This window comes from Phaeovulum sp., assembly GCF_047638075.1.
In the GTDB taxonomy this organism is placed as follows: Bacteria; Pseudomonadota; Alphaproteobacteria; order Rhodobacterales; family Rhodobacteraceae; genus UBA6197.
In genome coordinates this window covers 35481-60873 of record NZ_JBLJBV010000029.1, presented here as the reverse complement: position 1 = coordinate 60873, position 25393 = coordinate 35481, and the positions used below count along the sequence as shown (strand labels likewise).

The following is a 25393-nucleotide window of genomic DNA, read 5'->3' as shown; positions in this document are numbered from 1 at the left end:
GTTCAGGCGCCATGGGCAGAAAAATTCCGCCCATGGCTTTTGGGTTCAGTAAACGACGACGGCCCGAATGGATTCACCCGCGTGCATCAAATCAAACCCCTTGTTGATCTCATCCAATGTCAGGATGTGGGTGATCATCGGGTCAATCTGAATCTTTCCATCCATATACCAATCGACAATCCGCGGTACATCCGTGCGCCCGCGCGCGCCGCCAAAGGCTGTGCCTTTCCAGATGCGCCCGGTGACCAACTGGAAAGGCCGCGTCTGGATTTCAGCGCCAGAGGGTGCAACGCCGATGACAATGGATTGGCCCCAGCCCCGGTGCGTACATTCCAACGCGTCGCGCATCACCTTGACGTTGCCGGTGCAGTCAAAGCTGTAGTCGGCACCGCCAATCTGGTCGAACGGGGTTTTGGTCATATTGACGATATGGCTGACGACATCGCCGTCAATTTCTTTGGGATTGACGAAATGGGTCATGCCAAACCGCTCGCCCCATTCTTTCTTGTCGTTGTTCAGGTCAACGCCGATGATCATGTCCGCACCGGCAAGCCGCAGGCCCTGGATCACGTTCAACCCGATACCACCCAGCCCAAAGACCACCGCCTTGGCGCCGATCTCGACCTTGGCGGTGTTGATCACTGCGCCCACGCCGGTGGTTACGCCGCAGCCAATGTAGCAAACCTTGTCAAACGGCGCGTCGGGGCGAATTTTCGCCAGCGCGATTTCAGGCACGACCGTGTGGTTGGCGAAGGTAGAACACCCCATGTAGTGATGGATCGGTGTGCCATCCAGCATCGAAAACCGGGTCGTGCCATCCGGCAAAAGCCCCTGCCCCTGCGTCGTGCGGATCGCGGTGCACAGGTTGGTTTTTTGGCTAAGGCAAGACGGGCATTCGCGGCATTCCGGCGTATATAGCGGGATCACATGATCGCCGGGTTTCAACGTGGTTACGCCGGGGCCACATTCCAGTACCACGCCCGCGCCCTCATGCCCCAGAATCGCCGGGAAAATCCCTTCTGGATCAGCGCCTGACCGGGTGAATTCGTCGGTATGGCAGATCCCGGTTGCGCGGATTTCCACCAGGACTTCGCCTTCTTTCGGGCCTTCCAGGTTGACTTCCATGACCACAAGCGGCTTTCCGGCGGCAAGGGCTACGGCGGCACGGGTTCTCATTGGTTCGTTCTCCCTGTATAAGTTCGTCCAAAGCCTGTGCCAAAGTATCGGCACACGCAACCATGAGGTGCCACCGAATGAAAAGAATTTCCACCATTGCCACAATCGCCGTATGCGGGGCGTTGTTGGGGGGGTGTCAGACCACCGAACCGGAGGACATGGTGGGTGAGTCGATTCAACCGGTTATCAGCGATAATCTTTTGCAAGAGCGCGAGCCAGATCTGTGCCACGCTGCCGATTACGCATCCTACCTGACCCAGTCTGCTGACGTGATCCCCAGTCTTGGCATCACCCAACCTTACCGGATCGTCGAATGGCGCGGGATTGAGCCGCAGGAATATAGTGCGAACCGGCTGGTTTTTCGGCTGGATCAGAACGGTAACATCTTCAACGTTGATTGCGGCTGATGCGGGGGTGCGTAGCAATAGCGCTTGGTCTGCTGCTTGCGGCTTGCCAGCCTGAATCGCCGGTATCAACCCCGGCGCCCGATACATGCGGCGCAGACGTGTTGCAAACGCTGGTCGGTCAGCCCGCTAAAGTGTTGGAAACGATGCGGTTTGCCGCGCCTGTCCGGATTATCCGCCCCGATACCGCGGTGACGATGGATTACCGGGCAGACCGTTTGAACATTGTGATCGACAGATCAGAAAGGATCGCGCGGGTCCACTGTTCGTGACCCCGCGCGACGGCTGCTGAATCATCACTCTTTCTTCATACGGAAAGATTCATGGCATGATTTGCACGCGCCGCCGATGGCCCCCATACCCGCCCTGACACCATCCAGCGATGCCGTGTCAATGGATTGCGCGGCCTTGTACAGCGTTTCGGCCTTGACGCCGAACTCGTCGGGTTTGTTCCAGATATCGGGCAGGGCTTCTGAGACCGGGTCGGTTTCTTCGGGCTCAAAGACTTGCGGGATCGTTGTGGCGGCGGCGGACAGTGCTGCTGCGGCTTCGGTTGCCTTGGCTTCATCGAAAGGTGCCTTGTCGCCGGCCATATCGCCCAGAATGGCGGTATTGGCGCGGATCACGTCCATTGTGTCCATGCGGGTTTTGACGATGGGGTTTTGCACCCCCTCTTTGGCATAGGCGATCCCGGCGGCACAAATCAGACCGAGGGTAAGGGCTTTGGCGGAAATCTTCACGGGCAGTCTCCCTGGTTGCATAAAGGGGTGACTATAGCCTGCCGCAGAGGGTTTTATGAAACGCTGTAGGTGGTTTGGTGCGGGTTTTCACGCTTTTGTCAGAACGCCAGACCGCGTTCCCGGCGCTGTCGCGGGTTTTTGCGGACAAAAGCACCCCGGCGGCACGGGCTGGTGAGGGCTGTGAACCGCACCACCGGGGCGTCAGCGTTTTGCGCTAACTCCTTTGTGGCACGCGATCAGGGCCGCATCGGGTTAGGGGGGCGGCTTTTTCGGGCTCAATTGGTGGCATCTTCTGGGCGCTTGATCTGCAACGGTTTGGCTGGCAAGCTGCGTGGATGACGGTTCAGCCACCGACACCCTTTCCCCGGCCCCAGACTGCGCCCGCGCAAACGGCGTTTGACCGGGCAGAGCTATCGGTGATCTTATCGCTTTACGGGCGCATGGTGGCAGCGGGCGAGTGGCGTGATTACGCGATGAGCTTTCTGCGCGAGGTCGCGGTTTTCTCGATCTTTCGCCGCGCCGCCGAAACCCCGCTTTACCGGATCGAAAAGCGCCCGGCCCTGCGCACCCGGCAGGGCCAATATTCGGTCGTCGGCATGGATGGCCAGATCCTCAAGCGCGGCCATGACATTGCGCAGGTTTTGCGGGTGTTGGAGCGCAAGTTGATCCGCCCCATCGACTGACAGCCCAATCGCCTTGGCGTCAATTGCGCCGCTTGACGCAAAGCGGCAAGCCCTCGCCCTGCGCGTCAATCCGGCGGATAGAGGCGGCGATGGGTTCCCGGGCCACGTTCATGCTGTAGGCGTTCGCGTGGATCAAGGTTTCAGGGTCCAGTGCCAGCGCGACGTGACCCTTCCAGAAAAACAGATCGCCGCGCCGGTAGGGGGCGCCTTCAGGCAGGGGTGCGCCCAGACTGCCCCGTTGCAGGTCGCTATCGGCAGGGCAGGGCAGGCCGCAGGCGGTATAGGCGGCCTGCACCAGGCCCGAACAGTCAATTCCCGCCCGGCTGTTGCCGCCCCAAAGGTAGGGTGTGCCCAATAGTGACGCGGCCACATCTGCCGGATCTTTGGCCCAATCCCCGATAGCGCGCAGATGTTGGGCAGGGATGAAGGCACCCGCAGCGGTCTGCAAGAACCTGCCGTCGGCCCCGGTAATGGTCACCCGTGCATTCAGTGGCAATGCGGCCAGTTCGCGGGCCTTGATCGAGGGTTCGGGGTAAAGGTGGCTTGCAGGTGCCGCAACCCAATGGGTGGCCACCTGCGCCACGCCCAAGGCATTGCCGGGCACCCAGCCGCAGTAACCATCCGCCTCCGCCTGCACAAAGGCCCAGTCATTGCGGCGTTCCAGCACCAGAACGGCAGCCCCCAACAATAGCTGGCGGTCGCGCGGGCCCGCCGGGGTTGCGCAAATTTCGGCAAGAGGGGCGGTGATCTGTGCCTTGGTGCCCTCCACATAGGTTTCAGCGGCGACCGTCGCGCGTAGCGACACATGCGCGACGCGGCCGTTGAACGGTGTCAGGCGGCGGTCAGCCGTCATAGCCCCAGAACCACGGGAAGGGCGGCCAGAATGGCGCGCGCGCCCTGCCCTGCCCCGCCTTTCGGGCGGGCGGGGGCGGGGGTAGGTTGCCAGCCGTAGACATCAAAATGGGCGAAACGTTTGGTTTCTGTTACAAAACGGCGCAAGAACAGGGCGGCGGTCACGGACCCCGCCATCCCCCCCGAAGGCGCATTGTCAAGATCCGCGATACCGGGTTCAATCAGCGGCTCATAGGGCTGCCAAAGCGGCATTCGCCACAACGGATCGGCAGCCCTGGCTGCCGCCTTGGCAAGGGCACCGGCAAGGGCGTCGTCGTCGGTGTAAAAGGGCGGCACATCGGGCCCAAGCGCCATGCGTGCCGCGCCCGTCAGCGTGGCCATGCACAAGATCAGATCGGGCGATTCCTCATCAGCGAAGGCCAGTGCATCGGCCAGCACCAGCCGCCCCTCGGCATCGGTGTTGTTCACCTCGACCGTCAGCCCCTTGCGCGAGGTCAGAATGTCTTGTGGGCGGAACGCATTACCCGACACCGCATTTTCCACCGCCGGGATCAGCACCCGAAGCCGCAACGGCAGGTGCAGGGCCATGATCATCTGCGCCAGCCCGATCACGGTGGCGGCGCCGCCCATGTCCTTTTTCATCAACCCCATGCCTGCGGCAGGTTTCAGATCAAGCCCGCCAGTGTCAAAACACACGCCCTTGCCAACCAGGGTCAGCTCTGGCCCCGCGCTGCCCCAACGCAGGTCCAGCAAACGCGGCGCACGCGGGCTTGCGCGGCCAACTGCGTGGATCATCGGGAAGCCCTGCGCCAAAAGATCGTCGCCACGGACTGCGGTTGCCGTCGCGCTATGCCGGGCGGCAAGCGCGAAAAAGGCCTGCTCCAACTCATCCGGGCCCATGTCAGAGGCGGGGGTATTGATCAGATCGCGGGTCAACGCCTCGGCGTTGGCAAGCACCTCAAGGCGGGTGGCGTCAACGCCATCGGGGCATTTCAGCCGGGCTTTCAAGGCGGGGGCGGATTTGTAGCGGGTAAAGCGATACCCCGCCAGCAGCCAGCCCAACGCGGCCTCGTCGGCCTCGGTCGGGGACAGATCACCCACCAGATGCCACGCACCTTCCGGCAGGGCCTCGGCGGCGCGTGCAAGGTGAAAGCGGCCACGCGCGCGTGCCGCAAGGGTGCCAAGGCCAAACAGTGCCCCAACGGGCGCGCCCTCTGGCCCCGGCAGCACACAGGTCTGGCCCAGTGCCCCGGTAAAACCCTGCGCCTCGGCCCAAAGCCGTGTAGATTTTGAAAGCGCCGAAAAAGCCACCTCTGAGGCACCTTCTGGCAGCAGATAAAGTGGCAGCGACGGGCTGTCAGCGGCGGCAAAGCTGAGGGGCATGGTCAAACGTCCTTTTACGGTATCGCCATAGCCTAACGCACAGCGCAGCGCCCGCAAGGGGGGCTAAAGGCGGATGTCTTGCAAATCCCACACAGCGCTCAACGAGCGGTTGGTGATACGCACCAGCCGCGCCAGCGTGGCCGCCTGGCTGACGGGGTCACCCGACGCGGCGCATTGCGCCACATTCTCAGCAACCCGCGCCAGCGAGGTCATGCCCACCTGCCTTGACAACCGCGCCAAGGTTCTTGCCGCCGCAATCGGGTCTGCGGCAGCGCCTGGCAATACGGCTGCCTGAACTGCCGCCAGATGCACGGCCAATTCTTCCATCGCGGCTGAAATAACCCGTTCGGCCCCGACTTCCCCAAGTTCGGCATAAAGCGCCACCAGACAGTCAGGATCCAGCCGGACACCTTCCTGCGGCCGCAGTTTTGCAATCTTGTTCACCCATCACCCTCCGATCTTGCGTCCCCACGCTGATCGGTACTTTGACGCTATTGCCTCAAGAAAAGGTTGATGGATTCGACAAAAACCGCTCGAATTTGGAACAATTACAGCTTATCTAGAGCGCAGCCGCAAAAGGGGATGACGATGAAAGACCATGTTCGGCCGCTACCCACCTATCTTGTTCAGCGCTATCACGGTTGGAAAGCCACCACCTACGCCGAAAATCGGGCGTGGTATAGACGTTTGGCCGAAGACGGGCAGCGCCCGCGCGCCATGGTCATTTCGTGCTGCGACAGCCGGGTTCATGTGACCTCGATTTTCGGGGCGGATCAGGGTGAATTCTTCATTCACCGCAATATTGCCAACCTCGTGCCGCATTATACCCCCGACGGTGATCACCACGGCACTTCAGCGACGGTCGAGTATGCGGTGACCACGTTGAAGGTGGCGCATCTGATCGTGCTGGGCCACACGCAATGCGGTGGCATTGACGGCTGCGATGCGATGTGTAGCGGTCATGCCCCCGAACTGGAAAGGGAAACCTCGTTCGTCGGCAAGTGGCTTGATATCCTGCGCCCCGGTTACGAACAGGTCAAAGATCTGCCCGAAGCCGAACGTATCGCCGCGCTTGAGCGTAAGGCAGTGGTGGTGTCGCTGGAGAATCTGATGACCTTCCCCTTCGTGCGCGCGGCGTTGGAGGCGGGCGAAATGACCCTGCACGGGTTATTGACCGACATTGGCGAGGGCGGGTTGATGCAATACGATGCCGAAACCGGGGGCTTTGTGCAGGTCTGACCTTTTCTTGCCATTCAGTTCAGCACTTTCCCCTCGGGCCAGGTCAGGGTCGTTTCCAGCCGGATCTGTTGCGTCGCGCCTGCCTTTATATCTGACTCCCACGCCAGAACGCCGCGGGCGCCGTTGCGGTCGATCTCGCTGGGGGCGGGTGTCGCGGTGTAGCGGATTTTCAGATCGTCTTGTTCGGAATAGGGCACCCGGTCCAGAACGCGCAGGGGCCAATCCTCGTCCGTCAGGTTTTCAACCTTCAGCAATGCCACCTCTTGCAGCTCGTTCGATTTGGAGATCACCCCACGACCGCCTTCACTGCGTTGCGGCACGGTGCGGGTTAGCCGCAGCCCGTCGATCGGGCCAAAGCCCAGGCGCATCTTGTCGCCTGTGGCCGTCAGGCCCAGTGCCGCGCCCCCAACCAACGCCCCATCCAAAAACAGCACCGCCTGCCCGGGTAGCAGCACCTGACCGCTATCATTCGTGCCCTCGGCCACCAGATAGGCAACGCTATCCTCGGCCGGCACTGCCTCGGCGATGATCGTGGGTGTCAGTGCCACGTCATCCAGCTTCAGGCGCAGATCCTCGACCCCGTCGCGGATATCGACGGGCGTTGCGTAGTGATAGGTGACGGTGGCGCCCATCATCTCGACCCCGGCGGTTTCCATCAGGACCGGCGCGGCGCCGGCATAATCCATGCTTTTGCTGGCGCGAGCCAGTGGGCTGGGGGCCAACTCTGCCAAGGGCGCCGGATCGTCGATGCGCCGCAGCCAGGGCCAAAGCGCCGACGGCTCTGACCGCTCGGACGGGCGGGCGGTTGACAACACCAGATCAACCCCGCGCCAATCCTCGCCCGACGATTGCGACACGACGACGCCGCGTTCCATATCCAGCCGACCCGCCGCGCGGTCCAGCCGCATGTCATAGACCGGACGCCAACTGGCAGTGTCGGTATAGCTTGTCACCTCGACCGCGCCGCCGCCTTCGCGGGACTGCACCATCAGCGACAGGGCGGCATGGTTTTGGGCGCCATCGGTCAGCGCGGCCAACGCCTGACGGGCCTTATCAAGCGCCGTCACGTCACCTTCGCGGGCGCGACTGGCGGTATCCGCCTCTTGTCCGGCGGTCAGGGCGCGTTGGCTTGCGGCCAGAACCTCGTCAGCGACCATCCGCGACAGGGCGCGCAGGTCTTCGGCGCTGGCAGGGGCATCTGACTGATTCAGCCCGCGCAGGAATGCCACCTGTTCATTTGCCGCATCCGCTCGCAGCCGGATCGCTGCAATGGCGGCGTCCTTGCCGCGCAGGACCTCTTCCAGCCGTTTGACCTCTTCCTTGGCGGCCTTGATCGCCGGGCGGGGGGTGTCATCCGTCACCGGCAGGCGGCCATGTATCAGGCTGACGGCGCCAATCGTCACCCCGTCGCCGCTGACGCGCAATGTATCGGCCGTGGTCGCCATCGGCAGATCCGCCACGATCAGCTCATGCGCACCTTCGGGGGCCGAAAACGCGACCCGGCGGGTAACGGTCGCACCCCACGGGTAAAGCGTGACCTGCGTGACCTTTGAATTTGCCTCGATCGTTTCGGCAAAAAGTGCTGCGGGGGCGGTGGACATGGCAAGCGCAAGACAAAGGCCAAGACGGGGCATCGGACTCTCCGTGTTCAGACTGTGCACAGGTTTGGCTGCGCGGCCTGAAAATGCAAGCACCGCGCGGCACCGCCCCGGTCATATGATTGTGTCCCACTGCAAGGCGGCTGCGGGCCGCATCGCTGCAATAGCGCCCCGGTCAACCGATGGCGCTTTCATCCCCCTTGGGATGGACGTGATGGTAATAGGTGCGCAGTTTCAGCCCCGCCGCGGCCTCTTGATCCAGAACGACGGTGACGTTGCGGTGCAACTGCAAGGCGGATGCGGGGCAAATCGCGGCAACCGGACCCTCTACCATCGCCGCCACGGCATCGGCCTTGGCACTGCCGGTGGCCAGCAATAGGCAGGACTTCGATTCAAGAATGGTCGCCACACCCATGGTCAGCGCATAGCGCGGGGTATCATCGAAACTGTCAAAATAGCGCTGGTTGGCGCGACGGGTATCTTCGGTCAGGGTCTTGAGCCGGGTTCGCGAGGCAAGGCTTGAGGTGGGCTCGTTAAAGCCGATATGGCCGTTTTGACCAATGCCCAGCAGTTGCAGATCAATCCCGCCTGTCGCCGCGATCAATGCCTCGTAGCGGGCGGCTTCGGCGGTTGGGTCGGCGCTGTCGCCATGGGGCAGGTGCGTGCGGGCGGGGTCAATGTCGATATGATCAAACAGCGCCTTTTGCATATAGTGGTGATAAGAACAGGGATGATCCGGGGAAAGCCCGATATATTCATCAAGGTTGAAGGTTGATACCCCCGCAAAAGAGACACCTTCGGCCAGATGCCGGGCGCGCAGACAATCATAAAGCGGAAGCATCGTGCCGCCGGTTGCCAAGCCCAAAACGGCATCCGGTTTTTGCTGAACCATGGTCACAACAAAACCGGTGGCCCGCGCGACGGCTTGTGCGGCCGTCTCAAGAATAAGAACCTTCATACCATACCTTCCCATTCGACAGGGGCCATTTGCTTACCAGTCGTGACCACGCCAGCCCAATTACCGCTATCAGGTCAGTGCCTCGCGTGACAATGGCGGCGACGCGCCACGCGGTTTTCGGCAGCCTCCGGCTAGGCGTCAGGGCTGTGCGGGGGGCGTTCTGCGCGGTCGACGTCTGCCTTATGCATTGCTTTCAATATAGTGGCTTCCTCCAGCACCTGATCCAGAATGGTCAGGATCATGCCGACGTCCTCGGCGTCAATCGTCAGGGGGGGGCGGATTTTCAGGATGTTGTCAAACGGGCCTTCGCTGCCGATCAGGATCCGGTTTTCGCGCATCCGGTTCTTGACGTAATCCGCGATTTCGGTGCCGGGGGTGCGGGTCTCGGGGTTGCTTACCAGATCAACGCCGATAAACAGACCATAACCCCGGATATCGCCAACTATATCATAGCGATCCTTTAGCTGCATAAGGCCGTCTTGCAGCAGCGCGCCCATGTTTCGGGCGTTTTCCATCAACCCCTCATCATCGACAATATCAAGAACCTCTTTGCCCATCCGGCACGACAGGGTTGAGCCGCCGAAGGTTGAGAAATACTCGGGCCCATTGGCGAAACTGTCGGCAATTTCGCGGGTAGTCACCAAAGCGCCCAGCGGATGACCATTGCCGATCGGCTTGCCCAGCACGACGATATCGGGCGTGGCTTCCTGCTGCTCAAAGCCAAAATAATACTCGCCCAGCCGCCCAAGACCGGTTTGCACCTCATCAGCGATACACACGCCGCCGGCCGCCCGAATCCGCCGGTAAACCGCGGCCAGATAGCCCTTGGGCGGGATGATCTGGCCCCCGACACTGGGAAAGGTTTCCGCGATAAACCCGGCCAGCTTGCCGCCGCGCGCCGTAATGGCGGCCAGCGCATCATCCACTTCGGCTGCGAATTTCTCGGCCCGGTCGGGGTCATCCCGGCGATGACTGCCGCGATAATCATCGGCGACTTCGACAAGGTGTACCCAGTCGGGTTTGCCGATGCCGCCCTTGGCGTTGAATTTATAGGCCGAAATGTCAATCGCGCCGGTGGTGTTGCCATGATAGCCGTGATCGGGGGTGATCATGTCCTTGCCGCCGGTTTTGGCGCGGGCCAGACGCAGCGCCAGTTCATTCGCCTCGGACCCCGAGTTGACAAAAAAGCAGATCGTCAGCCCGTCGGGCATTTTCGACAGGATCTTTTCGGCAAAGGCAGTCTGCGCCGGGTGCAGATAGCGGGTGTTTGAATTCATCCGCTTCAACTGATCCGCCGCCACCGCCTGAATACGCGGATGGGCATGGCCCACATGCGGCACGTTGTTGTAGGCATCAAGGTATGGCCGGCCCCATTGGTCGAACAGATGGTGCCGCCAGCCCCGCACCAGCATCACCGGGTCGGCATAGCTCAGCTTTAGATTACGGCCAAACAGGCGTGTGCGGTCCGCCTGCACCGCTGCCGTTTGGGTCGGGGCAAAGCAAGTTTTGGCATCCGGCAGGTTCAATAGCGCCGCGGGGTTGGGGCAGACGGCGCCCCACAGATACATCTCATCGGGGTCGGCCACGCCGGGCCAATCCTTGTCCATGCCGTCGGTGGTCAGGGCCAACTGAAAATGGACATGCGGCGCCCAGCCGCCCGATTGGCTGACATCGCCCAGCCGGGCAAATGCCTCGCCCTTGGCAATGCGTTGACCAACCTGCAAACGCACAAGGATTTCCGGGTTCAGGTGCCCATAAAGCGTGAAGAACGGATCCCCTGCCGGGGTCTTGTGCCGCAAGATCACCACGCCGCCGTAATCCAGATGATCGGTGCGGTTTTCGACCACATGCACGGTCGCATCCATGGGTGCATGCAGCACCGTCTGCGCCGGGGCAAAAGCGTCAATCGCCAGATGCACGGTGCGCCGGTTCGACGCCTTCCAAGGGCCTTTGCGAAAGGCGGGTGCGGTGTAGATCAGCCGCGGTTCGTTGTAATAGCCCAGCCAGACAGGGCCGCCAGCCTCAAACTCCTGCCCGATCGTCGCGGCCTCGGCCAAGGGCAGATCAAAGGGGTTTTGCGGTGCCGTCGCATTTTCGACCGCCAAAGAGCCCATCGGCGCGTCATCCAGATCCGCGCCCAGAATCGGCGCGAAACTGCCGCGCTGCTGGTCAAGCCAAGTCAGAATGCGCGGTGCCGCGTCCGTCACCGGCAGGCCGCAAGCCGCCCGCAGGCGCGCCGCTATCAGCCCGTCATTGACCAGACCCGATTCAAGAAACTCCCATGCCGGCTTTTGCGAAATCACCACATAGGGGTCAGCAGGGTTTTCCTGCGCCATCAGGGTAGAGTTCACCACGCTGACCGCCAGCCGAAGGCGCAACAGCGGCCAGATCAGATCAACCTCGGGCGCGGTCAGCGGCCAGGCGGCGTGATAGCCTGCCACCACTACCGCCAACGCCTGTTCAGGGTCGGGCTGGCCCAGCACCATATAGGCGCCCACAATCGCCAGATCGCAGACACGCGGGGCGGCGCACATATCCCCCAGATCAATCAGCCCGGCAACATGCGGTGGCTGCGTCAGGCTACCGGCAACGATGATATTGTAATCGTTCACGTCATTATGGATGGCGGTTGGCGGCAAAGCGGCCAGCGCAGGTTTGACGCCGCGAAAATCGGACACGATCCGATCAATCAGGGCGCGGCGGGCCGGATCTTTGATCACCCCGGCCTGATCGGCAATCCAGTCGCCCTGCGTCAGGTTCCATTTGAAATCACGCGCCAGCGACGGGTGGGTAAAATCGGCAAGGGCGCGGTCCATCGCCCCCACCGCATGCCCGACATCGCCCAGCAACGCGGTGCTGTGCGGCCGGAAACCGGCATAGGTCCGCCCCTCGACCTTTTCCAATAACCAGATCAGCCGCGGCACCCCGGCCTTATCGGGCGCCGACGCGAAGAGATCGCCCGCTTGGGTCTTGATGATTCTGGGCACCGTCACGCCCGGCGCATGGGTGGCAATATGGTCGAACGCCCGGCATTGCAGGTCAATGAACGCAGCATCGCACCCCGCCCGCATAACCTTGAGCACATAGTCCTGCGCGCCGGTGGCCATGAAGTTCAGGTCATATTCACCGTCAAGCGGGGTGAGGGTTGCGCTAATACCCCAGATGTCCTGAAGCACCTGTTGCCAATGTCCTGTCATGCCTTGCCCCCAGCCGTTCAATGCCAAATGATTTGCAATACCCGCTCTGATATGGATCAAAGGGCGCGGGCTGTCGGGCGCAGGTTATGCTGTCTGATGCTGAGGGTTCAAGTGATGCTGATGGTGCAGCGCGGCTTTTTTACGCCGCCCACTGTTGGCGATCCTGCGCCCTTGCGAAATAAGGCTGTTGGCCCGGCCCTGCGGCTATGGCGTTTACGCCCCGGTCCTTTGCTGTTTGGGGACGACCGGCGCATCGGCCAGCCGCAATGTTGCATTGATTATACCTTTGCGGCCATCTTCATATCTTACCTCCGTCTCGGTATGGATGCTGTCCCGGTTCGTATAGAGCGCGTCAATCAGGTCAGGGAACCTGGCCGTTACGACCGTGCGGCGCACCTTGCGGGTGCGTGTCATCTCTCCGTCATCGGCAGTCAGTTCCTTATGTAAAATCAAAAACCTGTGGATCTGGCACCCGGCCAGAACCGGGTCGGCCGCGACCGCTTTGTTGACCTCTGCAATGTGGTGCCGGACCATTTCATAGACCATCGGGTGGCTGGCCAGTTCTTGATAGGACGCATGGGCGATGCTGCGGCGCCCAGCCCAGTTTCTTACCGCTGGCAGGTCGATGTTGATAAAGGCGGTGCAATGATCACGGTTTGCCCCAAAGACTATGGCTTCCAGAATATTGGGATGGGATTTCAGCTTGTTTTCAACGAATTTGGGCACGAACAACCGGCCATCGGCCAACTTTCCCACGTCATTTATCCGGTCGATGATCCGTAAATGCCCAGTGGATTTTTCAAAAAAACCTGCATCCCCGGTTGCCACCCAGCCGTTTGCATCTTTGGTGCGGGCCGTGCTTTCGGGGTTCTTGAAATATTCTACAAAAGCCCCGGCGCTACGGTAGAAAACTTCGCTATTTTGCGCAATTTTTACCTCGACGCCGGGGCTGGGCAGGCCCACCGTATCAGCCCGGGCCTGCCCGTCGGGCTGCTGGGTGATGAACACCGATGCTTCGGTTTGCCCGTAAAGTTGCTTTAGATTGACCCCCAAAGAGCGGTAGAAATCAAAGGTCGCAGACCCGATCGCCTCGCCCGCAGTATAGCTTATACGGATTTTGCCAAACCCCAGCGCAGTCTTTAGCGGCTGGTAAACAAGGATATCGCCCAGCGCATAGGCCAACCGGTCGCGCAAACCTACGGGCTTATTTTCCAGGATGTTCGGCCCGACCCTGCGTGCAACGGTCATGTAGCGATCAAACAGCCATTTCTTTAACCGTCCCGCATCCTTGATACGGGTCATCGCACTGACCAACTGCCCCTCAAACAGCCGGGGCGGGGCAAAGAAATAGGTAGGGCTGATCTCGTGTAGGTCGTCCATTATGGTGTCAGGGCCTTGGGGGCAATTCACGGTAAAGCCTGCCCACATTGCCTGCGCGACCGAAATGATGAAATCCCCCACCCACGCCATCGGCAGATAGGCCAGAACCTCCTCATTTTCACACAGGTTATCGAAATGACACGAGTTTTTGGCGGTTTCAATGATATTGCGGTTTGATAAAACCACGCCTTTGGGGCTACCGGTCGTGCCTGAGGTATAAAGCACCACACATGTGGAATCGTAGGATAGTTCCGCAATACGCCTGGTCAGTTCAGCCCTGTGTTGGCACTGTTTGGTGCGCCCTTCGGCCTGCACATCCGCCAGTGCGCGCAGGCGGCAATGACCAGCCGCTTGCGTGCCGGGCCCGTCTGTATGGATGATATTTCGAATGTTCGGGATTCTGTGCCTGATCTCAAGCACCTTGGCGATCTGTTTTTGATCGCCGCAAACCACAAAGCGCGCGCCGCAGTTTTCCAGTACAAGGGCCATCTCTTCGGTTATGGCGTCCTGATACAGGGGCACAGGCACTGCGCCGCACATCTGCGCTGCGACCATGGCCCAGTAGTGCGCCGGGCGGTTTCGTCCGATAACAGCGACAAAATCGCCCCTATCAACCCCCAGTGACAAAAACCCCATTGCCAGATCATGAATTTCGCGTTGCGCCTCGGCCCATGTCCAACTGTGCCAGACCCCGGATTTCTTTTCACGGTACGCCACGCGCGCGCCAAAACGCCCCACATTACGGGCCAGCAGCGCAGGAACGGATTGGGGCGCGGCGTCTGTCAATGTGGTTTTCGACAAATGGCCACCTCGTACCGGTTCAACGCCGCGCGCCCACGGTTGCCGTGTTGCACCCCTGCCGGATCAAGGGGCGGACTGCCCCGGTTGCCTCCGGTCAGATCATCCGGGACACATCCTCGCTCGCGTCTTCCAGCGATATGCCCAAAGCGTCAAGACCGTCTTCCAGATAATCCGCCAACATTGGAATACCCAGCAGATAGTCTTCGGTGGGAACGGTTGCCTCGGCCTTGGCGGTAGCGATGGCTTCGGCCAGCTCTTCGGCGTCATAGGTTTCGCGGCCAATCCACATGACGGCGACAAGGTTGGCCTTTTCATCGTCGTTCAACGCTTCGATAAAGTTGCGCAGTTCAGCCTCGTGCCCGGTGCCGGGAACCCCGGCGTCAAATTCGCGGGCAAGAATGATGATATAGGCAATTTTGGCTGCACTGATTTGAAGCATCTGATCCTCCATTGAAACCAGTGTCGTCGCTTACGACAAGGCGTGCAAGTTAATCATGGCAGGCGGGGGTTAGATAAGCGGTTTCAGGGGAACCACCCGCGACGGCGCATCGGGGGCAAGTTCTTCAAAGTCGAAATTGTCCAGCCGACGGGCGCGTTTGCCGGCCTTGTCGGCTGAAATCTTTATGTCTTCGATGTCCTTGGCAGCCTGCCCAAAATGCCGATCAAGGCTTTCAACGCGGGTGCCCAGACGGTCCACATCGGCATAAAGCGCGGCCAGTTCCTTGCGGATAGCGCCAGCCTGTTCGCGCATCCTTGCGTCCTTCAGTACCGCCCGCATGGTGTTCAGCGTGGCCATACAGGTCGTTGGCGACACGATCCAGACCTTGGCGGTAAAACCGTCGCGCACCAGTTCGGGGAAATTGGCGTGCAGTTCGGCATAGACCGCCTCGGAGGGCAGAAACATCAGCGCGCCATCGGCGGTTTCACCCTCAAGGATATAGCGTTCGGAAATGGCCTTGATGTGGCTACGCACGGCAATGCGCATCATTCGCTGCGCCTCGATCTGCTGGCTTTGGTTTTCGGCGCGGCGCAGGGATTCGTAGGCTTCCAGCGGGAATTTGCTGTCAATCACGATGGGGCCGGGCGGGTTGGGCAGATGCACAAGGCAATCGGCGCGCCGCCCGTTCGACAGCGTTGCCTGCATCGTATAGGCGTCTGAGGGCAGCGCCTTCAGCACGATATCATGCAGTTGAATTTCGCCAAATGCGCCGCGGGTCTGCTTGTTCGACAGGATGTCTTGCAGGCCCAGCACATTGCCCGAAAGCTTTTCGATATTGGCCTGCGCTTTGTCAATTGTTTCAAGACGTTGCTGAAGATCCCCCAGGGACCGCGCGGTGCGGGTGGCGGTGCCATGCAGCGTTTCCGTCATGCCGCGCGACACTTCGGCAAGGCGCTGCTCCATCAACGTCAGCATCCGCGCCTGCGCGCTGGCCTGCGCCTCAGAGACGTGATGCAAGCCGCCCGATAGATGGTGTTGGCCATCCGAAAGCGCCTGTATATTGGCCCCCAACTGACCAATCTGCGCCTGCATCGGCGCGACCATTCGCGCCGCGCGGGTTGTGGCCCGCAGAGTTTGAAGCAACACGATCAGCACTAAAAGCAACCCGCTGCCGACCACTATCAGACCCGGCAGATCGCCTGATATTATCGGCTGACCATTCAACGTAATCATGTGCGGCCGAAAAGCCGCTCAATATCGGCCAGTTTCAGTTCCACATAGGTTGGGCGGCCATGGTTGCATTGGCCGGAATGGGGCGTCGCCTCCATTTCGCGCAGCAGGGCGTTCATTTCCTCGGGGCGCATCTGGCGACCGGACCGGACCGAGCCATGACACGCCATGCGCGACAGCACCGCGTCGATCCGGGCTTGCAGGCGCAGGCTGTCGCCCTGATCTGACAACTCGTCCAGAATATCGGCAAGCAGGGCGGCGGCGTTGATCTCGCCCAGAATTGCGGGGGTTTCGCGCACGGCAATGGCGCTGCCGCCAAATGGTTCCAACGTCAGGCCAAGGCGGGCAAGATCAGGCGCAAGGTCCAACAATCGCGCCGCGTCAGAGGCCGACAGATCAACAATTTCCGGGATCAGCAGCGCCTGTGCGGCAATACCGTTTTCTGCCATCTGCCGCTTTAGCCGCTCATAGACCAGCCGTTCGTGGGCGGCGTGCTGATCAACGATGACAACGCCGCGCGCGGTTTGCGCGATGATATAGTTTTCATGCACCTGCGCGCGGGCGGCCCCCAGTGGATGATTGGTGTCCGTGCCGTCGGGGCCAGTTTCAACGCGGGCGGTGGGGCTGGCGAAGGGCGTGGCAAAGCCTTGGGGCGCCTCGGCAAACATCGGTGCTTGCCCGGCATAGGCAGTGTGCCGCGCACCAAGGCTGGGACGGTCCATCTGATAGATGCGCGGACCGCCAGACACGGCCGGCCCATAGTCTGGCCGCATTGCGCCCAGCGTCGCGTCGGCCACCGTCGTTGATGCCCGGTGCCCCGCCTCTGCCAGCGCATGACGCAGCGCGGTCACGATCAGCCCGCGCGCCAGACCCGCTTCGCGGAACCGGACCTCGGCCTTGGCGGGGTGGACGTTCACATCCACGCGTTCAGGATCGCAGGTTAAAAACAGCACCGCTGCCGGGTGCCGATCGCGCGACAGAAAATCCATATAGGCGGCGCGCAGCGCACCGGTCAGCAGCTTATCCCGCACCGGGCGGCCGTTGACGAACAAGAACTGTTCCACCGCAGCCCCGCGCGAATAGGTCGGCAAGGCGGCATAACCGGTCAGGCGCAGCCCGTCGCGTTCGGCATCTATCGGCAAGGCATTCTCGATGAAGGCGCGCCCGATTACACGCCGAAGGCGGCCCGCCAGTGCGCCAAACAGTTCGCCCTGTTCCGCATCGGCGCGAAAAATCTCGCGTCCGTCAGCGCCGCCGGACAGATCACGCAGGGTGAAGGATACATAGGGCTCGGCCATCGCCAGGCGTTTGACGACATCGGTGATAGCCTGGGTTTCAGCGCGGTCCGAGCGCAGAAATTTCAACCGTGCAGGCGTGGCAAAGAACAAATCGCGCAGCTCTACCACGGTGCCACGGTTCAGCGCAGCGGGCCGCACCGGCGTTTCGCGCCCGCCCGCCACCGCGATTTGCGCCGCGTCATGCCCGTCAACCCGCGAAACGATGCTTAACCGCCCCACTGCCCCCAGACTTGGCAACGCCTCGCCACGAAAGCCGAAGGTGTGGATGTTCAGCAGGTCTGACCCGTCGATCTTTGAGGTCGCATGACGCGAAAGCGCCAGTGGCAGGTCCGCAGCCGTCATGCCGCAACCATCGTCGGTGATACGGATCAGCGTCTTGCCACCATCGGCAAAGGCAATGTCGACACGGCTTGCCCCCGCATCCAGCGCGTTTTCGACCAATTCCTTGACCGCCGAGGCAGGACGCTCAACAACCTCGCCCGCCGCGATACGGTTCGCGGCGGTTTCATCCAACTGCCGGATGACGGGGCGGTCCGCGCCTTGCGGCGCGCCTATATTGGGGTGTGCGGCGTTCATGCCACTAGGGTTAGCACAAAGCCGGAACAGAGGCTATAGATTCGGGGCTGCCCTTCGCGCCCCGCATATCAGTTGGTCAACCCGACCGGACGACCCACCACCACAAAGCGCAAACTGTCAGCATCCAGCAGACGCGCGGCCACGCGGGCGACGTCTTCGCGGGTAACGGCCTCGACCTTGGCGTTGCGGGTGTTGACGTAATCAATGGGCAGATCGGAAAGCTGCATCCCCACCAGAATATCGGCAATCGGCCCGTTGCCATCAAACCGCAGCGGATAGGCGCCGGTCAGGTAGGTCTTGGCCTCGTCCAGTTCCTGCTCGGTCACGCCGTCTTTCGCCATACGCGCCCATTCCGCCCGGATCACCGCAATCGCCTCGGCCACCTTTTCATTGGCCGACGCGACCGAACCCTGCCACGTTTCGGCCAGATCCTTGGGCACCAGATAGGACGCAACGCCGTAGGTCAGCCCGCGCTTTTCGCGCACCTCATCCATCAGGCGCGATGAAAATCCGCCGCCACCCAACACCTGATTCAGCACATAGGCGGCGAAAAAGTCAGGGTCATCCATGGCAAGACCTTCCTGCCCGAACAGCACCATGGATTGCGGGCTGTCATAGTCAACCACCGTCACACCGCCGGTCAGACCCAACGTCGCCCGCAGTGGCATAGGCGCACCGGTCGCTGGCAGCGGTCCCAGCAGCGTATCCAGCACCGCCCCCAGTTCCTCGGGCGTGATATCACCCACTGCCGACACAAAGATCCGGTCACGGGCCATCACGCGCGCCTTCGCCTCAATGATATCGTCGCGGGTCAAGGCCGCCACGCTATCGGCGGTGCCGTTGATTGAACTGCCGTAGGGATGGTCGCCATAGGCCAGCCGGGCGAAAGTTTCACCCGCAATCGCGCCGGGGTCTTTTGCGTCTGACGCAATAGTCGACAGCACCTGCCCGCGCACCCGGTCAATCGCGCTTTGGTCAAACCGTGGCGCATTCAGCGCCTGCCCCAACAGCGCCACGGCCTGATCGCGATTTTCAGTCAGCATTTTGGCCGAAACGGACAGAACATCATCCGACACGTTGAAAGAAAAACCCGCGGCCAAGGCCTCGGCCGCCTCGGCAAAGCCGTGGCTGTCCAGATCACCGGCGCCTTCTTCGAGTGTAGCGGTCATCAGGTTGATCGCCCCGCGCTTTTCGGGCGCATCAAGGCTGGCACCGCCCTGAAAGCGGATTTCAAGCGCGGTAAAGGGAATCTCGTGGCTTTCCACCAGCCACGCCGTAATCCCGCCGGAGGAGGTGACTGATTGAATATCAACCGCCCGCGCCGGCAGGGCAGCAAACACCAACAGGGCCGCAAAAACGAAACGGATCATTGCGTGACCTCCACAGCGGCAGGTTGCGACAGCCAGCCGGTCACGGCGCGGCGGCGGTCAAAGACATCTTTCGCGGCGGTCATCACGTCGGCCTCGGTCACGGCGCGCAGCGCATCGGGCCAGCCTTTCACATCGTCCACCGTCAGCCCGCTGGCCAGCGCCTCGCCATAGCGCTGGGCAAGGCCCTGTACCTGGTCCAGGGCGTAAATCTCGCCTGCGGTGATCTGGGTCTTGATCCGGGCGAATTGCGCGGGGTCTACACCCTCATCCATGAATTTGGCCAAAGTGGCATCCATCGCGTCTTCAGCCTGTTGCAGTGACACGCCTTCGGCGGGAACGACAAACAGATTGAACGTGGTGTCGTCAATCGCCATGCCGTCATAGCCCGCGCCAACGTAAAGGGCCTTGGGCGTGCCAAACATCAGCGCCTTGCCCAGAACCGAGGTCGCACCATTGCCGCCCAGTACCTGGGCCAGAACGGTCAGTGCAGCGGCTTGCGCCTGATCGCCGGGGTCACGTTCGGGGGCCAGGTAGCTGCGGGTGACATACGGCTGGGCTACACGCGGGTCGGCAAAGGTCATGCGCCGTTCCGCCAATTGCGGCGGTTCTTGCGCGCGTTGGCGGGGGCCAAGATCGGGCGTAGGGGCCAGCGGGCCGTAGTATTGTTCCGCCAGCGCCTTCACCTGATCGGGCTGCACATCGCCCGCCACCACCAAAACCGCATTATTGGGGGCGTAATAGCGCCGATACCACGCCAAAGCATCGTCACGGGTCAACTGCTCCATCTCATGGCGCCACCCGATAACGGGCGTGCCATAGGGGCTATTGAGGTACTGCGCAGCCCGGCGTTGTTCACCGAAAATTGCGGCAGGGTCGCTATCGGTGCGCTGGTTGCGCTCTTCGATGATCACCTCGCGTTCGGTCTGCCAGTCATCTTCCGACAGGATCAGATCGCGCATTCGGTCCGCCTCCATCCGCATGACCAGTTCCAGCCGATCAGCGCTGATGCGCTGGTAATAGGCGGTGTAGTCGTAAGAGGTGAAGGCGTTATCGGACCCGCCATTGGCCTCGACTACCTTTGAAAGTTCGCCGGGCGCGAGGTCATCGGTGCCCTTGAACATCAGGTGCTCCAGAAAATGCGCAACCCCCGATTTACCACGCTGCTCATCGGCGGATCCTGCCTTGTACCAGACCATCTGCACCACGACCGGGGCGCGATGATCCTCGATCACGATGGCCTCAAGCCCGTTGGGCAGGATAAAATGGGTCACGTTTTCGGCGTTAGCAGGAAGGCTGAATGCGGCCAAAAGCCCAAGCATCAGAATCGGTCGGAACATGTAAACCTCCGGGGAATGCGCCCCATAGCTACGCCATGGCGTGCCGGGATCAACCCATCTGACGCGGAGTTGATTACGGATTCAGCAATTTGGCCGGCGGCGGCGCCGCAGGTGTGCGCGCGCCAACCTTGCGCCAACGCTCCAACTCGGCGTGCTGATCCAGCGCCATCGGGGCATAGGCCTTGAAATATACGTTTACACTGAACAGACGTTCCATCAGCCGGCCATCGTTTTTGCGGCGGTATTCCAGATCTTCGGCGGCCAACTGGTCACGGATCGCCGCCGAGGTGCCAAAACGGCCCGCTTGCGCAACCAAAGCCCCGTCACCCGCGCCAATGCCCCTGCGCGCCAAAGCCGCAGGATTGCCGCCCAGGGCCGCCACTGCGTCTGCCTCTGGTGTGGGGTCAGTGATGCTGGTGCCCCCCGGCGTTGGGGTAGGTAAATCGGCCAGATCCTGCGGCATCTGCAAGGGCTTGGTCGGCAGGATACCGAATTCATCCGGCCCCGCCGTGGTAGACCGCAGGTTCATCAGCTGCGGCTGCTTGTCACTACCACAGGCGGCAAGCATCAAGGCCGCCACCGCAAGCGCCCCAAAAGTGCCGATTTTCGCCCGCATGCGCCACTCCCTCACCAATATGCCCCCGTCTTAACGCAAGAGTTTGCGCGCGTCACGAGGGAAACCAAGACTTATGCCCAACCACTTAGCGCTTGCGGGCCTTGGCCGGGCTTGCATCGTTGCGCCCAGCGAAAAAAACCAGCCCCGCCGCCCCGGCGAAAATCGCAATATCAGCGACATTGAACGAATAGGGATTATCGATTCCGGGCACCGACAGGTTCAGAAAATCTGCCACTGCCCCGTAAAGCAGCCGGTCCACCACATTGCCCAACGCCCCACCGACCAACAGCCCCGCCGAGACCTGAACCAGTCTTGAATGCGCCTCGCGCCGCACCCAAAGCCAAACCCAGACCGATATTCCCAGCGCCAGCAGGATCAACCCCCAGCGTGTCCAGTCGCTTTGCCCTGAAAACAGGCCGAAATTCACGCCCTGATTCCACGCCATACGAAAATTTACCCAAGGCGGAAATACGTCAATAGTCAGTTTGCGATCCAACCCGAGAACATGAACCACGACGTATTTCGACACTTGATCCACGGCCATGATCGTCGCCGTTACCTTTGCCGCAAGTCGCATGAACGCCTCCATATATTCACTTTGGCTTTTCGTTGGCGCAAATACTCCCGCCGGAGGCGTCTTTTGCAAGGTAGGGCCTCCGGCGGGAGTATTTGCGCCAACGAAAAGCCGAATCATCAGTGGCGGAAATGCCGTATCCCGGTAAAGACCATTGCCAGACCCGCCGCATCGGCGGCCGCGATCACTTCGGCGTCACGCATTGAGCCGCCGGGCTGAATCAGGGCGGTGGCTCCCGCCTCGGCGGCGGTAATCAGGCCGTCAGCAAAGGGGAAGAACGCGTCCGAAGCGACGACAGCCCCTTGGGTCAGGGGCGAGGACAGGCCCAGCGCCTCAGCCATGTCCTGGGCTTTTCGGGCAGCGATGCGGGTGCTGTCGACGCGGCTCATCTGGCCTGCGCCCACGCCAACGGTTGCACCGTCCTTGACGTAGATGATCGCGTTCGATTTGACGTGCTTGGCTACCTTCCAGGCAAACAGCAGGTCGGTCAGTTCCTGTTCGCTGGGCGCGCGTTTAGTTACCACTTTCAGGTCGGCACGCGTTATCGTGCCATTGTCCTTGCCCTGCACCAGGAACCCGCCGCCGACCTGGCGGTAGGTCAGCACATCGCTTAGCGGATTTGCCAGTGCGCCGGTGGTCAGCAAGCGCAGGTTTTTCTTGGCAGCAAAGATTTCGCGGGCGGCGGGGTCGGCATCGGGGGCGATGACAACCTCGGTGAAGATGTTGCAGATTTCTTCGGCCGTCGCCGCGTCCAGCTTTTGGTTCAGCGCGATGATACCGCCGAATGCCGATGTGCGGTCACAGTCATAAGCCCGCTTATATGCCTCAAGCAGGGTTTTGCCTTGTGCCACACCGCAGGGGTTGGCGTGTTTGATGATCGCCACCGCGGGCCCTTGCCCGGCAAATTCTGATACCAGCTCAAACGCCGCGTCGGTATCGTTGATGTTGTTATAACTGAGCTCTTTGCCCTGCCACTGTTTGGCCGTGGCCACGCCCGGGCGGTTTGATCCGTCCAGATAGAACGCTGCTGACTGATGCGGATTTTCGCCGTAGCGCAGCGTCTGGGCAAGTGTTCCGGCAAAGGCACGGCGGCGTGGAGTTTCTTCTCCGATTATCGTTGCCATCCAGGTGCTGACTGCTGCGTCATAGGCCGCTGTACGGGCGTAGGCTATCTGCGCCTGCCGCTGGCGGAAAACCAATGAGGTACGGTCATCGTTCTTGTCCAATTCCGCCAGCAGGGCATCATAATCCTGCACGTCAACGACCGTTGCGACAAAGGCATGGTTCTTGGCGGCCGCGCGGATCATCGCGGGGCCGCCGATGTCGATATTTTCAATACAGTCGGCATAATCGCCGCCCTTCGCCACGGTCTCTTCAAACGGGTAAAGGTTGACGATCAGCAGGTCGATCGGCTCGATCCCATGGGCTGCCATGGCAACCTGGTGTTCGACATCATCGCGCAGCGCCAAAAGCCCGCCATGCACCGCCGGATGCAGGGTTTTCACACGGCCATCCATCATTTCGGGAAAGCCTGTCACCTCGGCCACGTCCTTCACACGCACGCCTGCCGTGCGCAGCGCCAAGGCGGTACCGCCGGTTGACAGGATTTCGACACCCCGTGCGGCCAATGATCTTGCAAATTCGATCAGCCCGGTCTTGTCGGATACGGAAATCAGCGCGCGGCGAAGGGGGACGAGATTGGTCACTGGGAATGGTCCTTTGGCTCAGTCAGTTTCGGGGGTGCGTCGGTGTCGTCAAAAGTTGCGGTTTCAAGATCGCGGATGGCAGCGGGGGTATCTTGTGCCTTGGCCAAGGTCCAGCCAATCTGGCACGCATAGTCCAGAACCCGCCCGGACAGAACGATCTGGCGCGCGGCACGCGGCCGCAGCCGCCCCTTTTCCAGAAAAACCGAGGGCTCCAGAGACATAGTCGCCGCGCCGTCATGCCGAAACACCCATATTTCACCGGATTTGAGCACCATCGACACGGCGGCGCCCCCCATATCCAGCGCCGCATCCACGTCGGGATGCAGATGAAAGCGGATATCAAACGCTATCCCCTGCAGGCCCGAACGGTCCATGATCACTTCAAACCGCTTGCGATCCTCGCTGGTCATTGCGCCAAGCGTATCTTCGCCTTTCAACGTCCGGCCATCGGGCGATAGCATGAGGTCGCGCATATGGGTCATTCCGTGGGTGGCGGCATAGCCATTATGCCCGCACAAAAGCCGGGGGCCATCTTCGGTCTGTTCTTGCTGGGCCCAGACCTCGGACGGAATATCGCTTAAATACCCTCGGCTGGCACTGCCCAACATGCCGTCAGGGCCAAGGCGTGACGAGGAAAAGCCAACGATGCCCAGCGTTGAATGGCTGGGGGTTGCCCGGCCTGCGCGGTGCCAATCGCGGCCAAAGGACGCCCCCGAGCCGCAATTGACAACCAGCGGTCGCCGCCCCGAGGTCAGTTCCAACGCCAAAGTAGATGCGTGAGCATTGGCCGAGGCGGGCCCCGATGGCGGAACCGCCGCGTCAACAATCAGCGTGGTGCGCCCCCCGTGCAACCGGGCAAACCCCATCGCCAGCCCGTCAGAAAGCACCGCCCGCACGCCTGCTGCTGCCAATGCCTGGTCCAGCCGTCCTTCCTGGCCACGCCCACCGCCATGAAACCGCGCCAGGCCGCCGTCGGCGTGGCGAAGGGTGCGCAAGGTGGGGGCGATACGCCCGATCGCCGCCAGATGCGCGGCCGAGGGCGTGCGCCCGGCCTCGGACAGGGCCGCGGCGGCCCAGGTCAGAAGGGTGAATACCTCCAGTAATTCTTCGGGGTTGCGGGTGGGGATGCCGCCTTCGGCATCAATCTGGGTGTTGCATTCATGGGCCAGTGCGCTTGCGGCGGCGGCAACGTGGCGCTCCATCCCGGTCAGGGCAAGACCCGCGTAGATCAGACCTGTCAGCGCTTCGAATCGCGGCAGGCCGGGGCTGGCCGCTTTCCAGCGCCGCGCAAGAAAGATGGTCTGTTGGCCAAGACTGCGGAAAAACGCATCGGCGGCGGCGCGGTTTTGCCCATTCAGCAGCAACAGTGCGTTGTTGATCCAGCGGATCAGGCGCCGCCCGGTCAGATCCGGCGTCCAGCCCGGCCCTTTGCCTGCGCCAAAATGGGTGATCCAGTCAAAGACCCAGGTCTGCGCACGGTCGCGTGCCGCGCGGTCGCCCACAGCGGCAAGATCATCCAGCCAGGCATTGCCATGTAGCGCCTCTTCAAAGCTGGGATCGGGCATCGGCAAGTCCCACAGTGTTTTGCCGGGGCCTTCGATCAGAAATCCGGCAAACAGGAAATTGCCGGCGATAAGTTGCCGCCCCCGCGCAAATGATCCAATGGTCCGGGGCTCGGGCTGGCTGACAAATCCGGTGGCGGGGCGGGCGCGGGCGGCGCGCATGGCAGCAAGGCGGTTGAACAGGCGTGTCTTGCGGTCGGGCCAACTGCCCGCCGCCACTGCCGTCGTTCTGCCCCCGAATGATGCCTGCCGTGCCATGCTGCCCCGGATATTG

Annotated in this window: 22 protein-coding genes; 4 read left to right on the top strand and 18 right to left on the bottom strand. The window is 61.5% G+C overall.

Annotation, left to right across the window (positions count from 1 at the left end; genetic code table 11):
• Positions 1-45: 45 nt before the first annotated feature.
• A complete protein-coding gene (locus ACM62R_RS04530; protein WP_415182868.1) occupies positions 46-1176 on the bottom strand; it encodes an S-(hydroxymethyl)glutathione dehydrogenase/class III alcohol dehydrogenase in 1131 nt (376 codons plus the stop codon).
• A 77-nt stretch (positions 1177-1253) separates the two neighbouring features.
• Here ACM62R_RS04530 and ACM62R_RS04525 point away from each other — a divergent pair, with 77 nt between their 5' ends.
• Both ACM62R_RS04525 and ACM62R_RS04520 read left to right on the top strand, forming a co-directional pair.
• Positions 1254-1583 carry a hypothetical protein gene (locus ACM62R_RS04525; RefSeq protein ID WP_415182867.1) on the top strand — a complete coding sequence of 110 codons (330 nt, stop codon included), beginning with the start codon at positions 1254-1256 and terminating at the stop codon, positions 1581-1583.
• Complete coding sequence (locus ACM62R_RS04520; RefSeq protein ID WP_415182866.1) at positions 1583-1852, top strand: I78 family peptidase inhibitor; 270 nt, start codon at positions 1583-1585, stop codon at positions 1850-1852. Before ACM62R_RS04525 ends, ACM62R_RS04520 begins: the two co-directional genes overlap by 1 nt.
• Before the next feature lie 24 nt (positions 1853-1876).
• On the opposite strand, the gene ACM62R_RS04515 is transcribed toward ACM62R_RS04520, so the two are convergent.
• Positions 1877-2320, bottom strand: coding sequence for a c-type cytochrome (locus tag ACM62R_RS04515; RefSeq protein WP_415182865.1), 444 nt, complete (start codon positions 2318-2320; stop codon positions 1877-1879).
• Between the two features lie 335 nt (positions 2321-2655).
• Between ACM62R_RS04515 and ACM62R_RS04510 the strand changes: the two genes are divergently transcribed.
• Positions 2656-3003 carry a DUF2794 domain-containing protein gene (locus ACM62R_RS04510; RefSeq protein ID WP_415182864.1) on the top strand — a complete coding sequence of 116 codons (348 nt, stop codon included), beginning with the start codon at positions 2656-2658 and terminating at the stop codon, positions 3001-3003.
• 19 nt (positions 3004-3022) lie between these two features.
• Here the strand turns inward: ACM62R_RS04510 and ACM62R_RS04505 are convergent, their stop codons facing one another.
• From ACM62R_RS04505 to ACM62R_RS04495, 3 genes are all read right to left on the bottom strand, one after another.
• The gene (locus ACM62R_RS04505; protein WP_415182863.1) at positions 3023-3856 is read right to left on the bottom strand and encodes an NlpC/P60 family protein; all 834 of its coding nucleotides are present in this window, start codon (positions 3854-3856) and stop codon (positions 3023-3025) included.
• Positions 3853-5238 (bottom strand): leucyl aminopeptidase family protein, encoded by a 1386-nt coding sequence (locus ACM62R_RS04500; protein WP_415182862.1) that lies wholly within the window; start codon positions 5236-5238, stop codon positions 3853-3855. Before ACM62R_RS04500 ends, ACM62R_RS04505 begins: the two co-directional genes overlap by 4 nt.
• Positions 5239-5301: 63 nt before the next feature.
• Entirely contained in the window at positions 5302-5682 is a 381-nt protein-coding gene (locus ACM62R_RS04495) for a hypothetical protein (RefSeq protein ID WP_415182861.1), read from the bottom strand.
• A 144-nt stretch (positions 5683-5826) separates the two neighbouring features.
• Between ACM62R_RS04495 and ACM62R_RS04490 the strand changes: the two genes are divergently transcribed.
• Complete coding sequence (locus ACM62R_RS04490) at positions 5827-6477, top strand: carbonic anhydrase (protein WP_415182860.1); 651 nt, start codon at positions 5827-5829, stop codon at positions 6475-6477.
• A 14-nt stretch (positions 6478-6491) separates the two neighbouring features.
• Here the strand turns inward: ACM62R_RS04490 and ACM62R_RS04485 are convergent, their stop codons facing one another.
• From ACM62R_RS04485 to ACM62R_RS04425, 13 genes are all read right to left on the bottom strand, one after another.
• Positions 6492-8111: a DUF4139 domain-containing protein gene (locus ACM62R_RS04485; protein WP_415182859.1), complete on the bottom strand. Its 1620-nt coding sequence runs from the start codon at positions 8109-8111 to the stop codon at positions 6492-6494.
• 139 nt (positions 8112-8250) lie between these two features.
• Positions 8251-9033: a glucosamine-6-phosphate deaminase gene (nagB, locus tag ACM62R_RS04480; protein ID WP_415182858.1), complete on the bottom strand. Its 783-nt coding sequence runs from the start codon at positions 9031-9033 to the stop codon at positions 8251-8253.
• A gap of 131 nt (positions 9034-9164) precedes the next feature.
• A complete protein-coding gene (locus ACM62R_RS04475; protein WP_415182857.1) occupies positions 9165-12230 on the bottom strand; it encodes an aminotransferase class III-fold pyridoxal phosphate-dependent enzyme in 3066 nt (1021 codons plus the stop codon).
• Positions 12231-12443: 213 nt separating this feature from the next.
• Positions 12444-14411, bottom strand: a complete 1968-nt coding sequence (locus ACM62R_RS04470) for an AMP-binding protein (RefSeq protein WP_415182856.1) — start codon at positions 14409-14411, stop codon at positions 12444-12446.
• 94 nt (positions 14412-14505) lie between these two features.
• On the bottom strand, positions 14506-14850 hold the full coding sequence (locus ACM62R_RS04465) for a DUF3775 domain-containing protein (RefSeq protein ID WP_415182855.1): 345 nt from the start codon (positions 14848-14850) through the stop codon (positions 14506-14508).
• 69 nt (positions 14851-14919) lie between these two features.
• Positions 14920-16083, bottom strand: a complete 1164-nt coding sequence (locus ACM62R_RS04460) for a DNA recombination protein RmuC (RefSeq protein WP_415182854.1) — start codon at positions 16081-16083, stop codon at positions 14920-14922.
• Complete coding sequence (gene mutL, locus ACM62R_RS04455; RefSeq protein ID WP_415182853.1) at positions 16080-17954, bottom strand: DNA mismatch repair endonuclease MutL; 1875 nt, start codon at positions 17952-17954, stop codon at positions 16080-16082. Before mutL ends, ACM62R_RS04460 begins: the two co-directional genes overlap by 4 nt.
• A gap of 68 nt (positions 17955-18022) precedes the next feature.
• Entirely contained in the window at positions 18023-19324 is a 1302-nt protein-coding gene (locus ACM62R_RS04450; protein ID WP_415182852.1) for a M16 family metallopeptidase, read from the bottom strand.
• Positions 19321-20661, bottom strand: coding sequence for a M16 family metallopeptidase (locus ACM62R_RS04445; protein ID WP_415182851.1), 1341 nt, complete (start codon positions 20659-20661; stop codon positions 19321-19323). Before ACM62R_RS04445 ends, ACM62R_RS04450 begins: the two co-directional genes overlap by 4 nt.
• A 73-nt stretch (positions 20662-20734) precedes the next feature.
• Positions 20735-21277: a DUF3035 domain-containing protein gene (locus tag ACM62R_RS04440; RefSeq protein ID WP_415182850.1), complete on the bottom strand. Its 543-nt coding sequence runs from the start codon at positions 21275-21277 to the stop codon at positions 20735-20737.
• 85 nt (positions 21278-21362) lie between these two features.
• On the bottom strand, positions 21363-21854 hold the full coding sequence (lspA, locus tag ACM62R_RS04435) for a signal peptidase II (protein WP_415182849.1): 492 nt from the start codon (positions 21852-21854) through the stop codon (positions 21363-21365).
• 116 nt (positions 21855-21970) lie between these two features.
• Positions 21971-23557, bottom strand: coding sequence for a bifunctional phosphoribosylaminoimidazolecarboxamide formyltransferase/IMP cyclohydrolase (purH, locus tag ACM62R_RS04430; RefSeq protein WP_415182848.1), 1587 nt, complete (start codon positions 23555-23557; stop codon positions 21971-21973).
• A complete protein-coding gene (locus ACM62R_RS04425) occupies positions 23554-25377 on the bottom strand; it encodes a heparinase II/III family protein (RefSeq protein WP_415182847.1) in 1824 nt (607 codons plus the stop codon). Before ACM62R_RS04425 ends, purH begins: the two co-directional genes overlap by 4 nt.
• Positions 25378-25393: the final 16 nt, after the last annotated feature.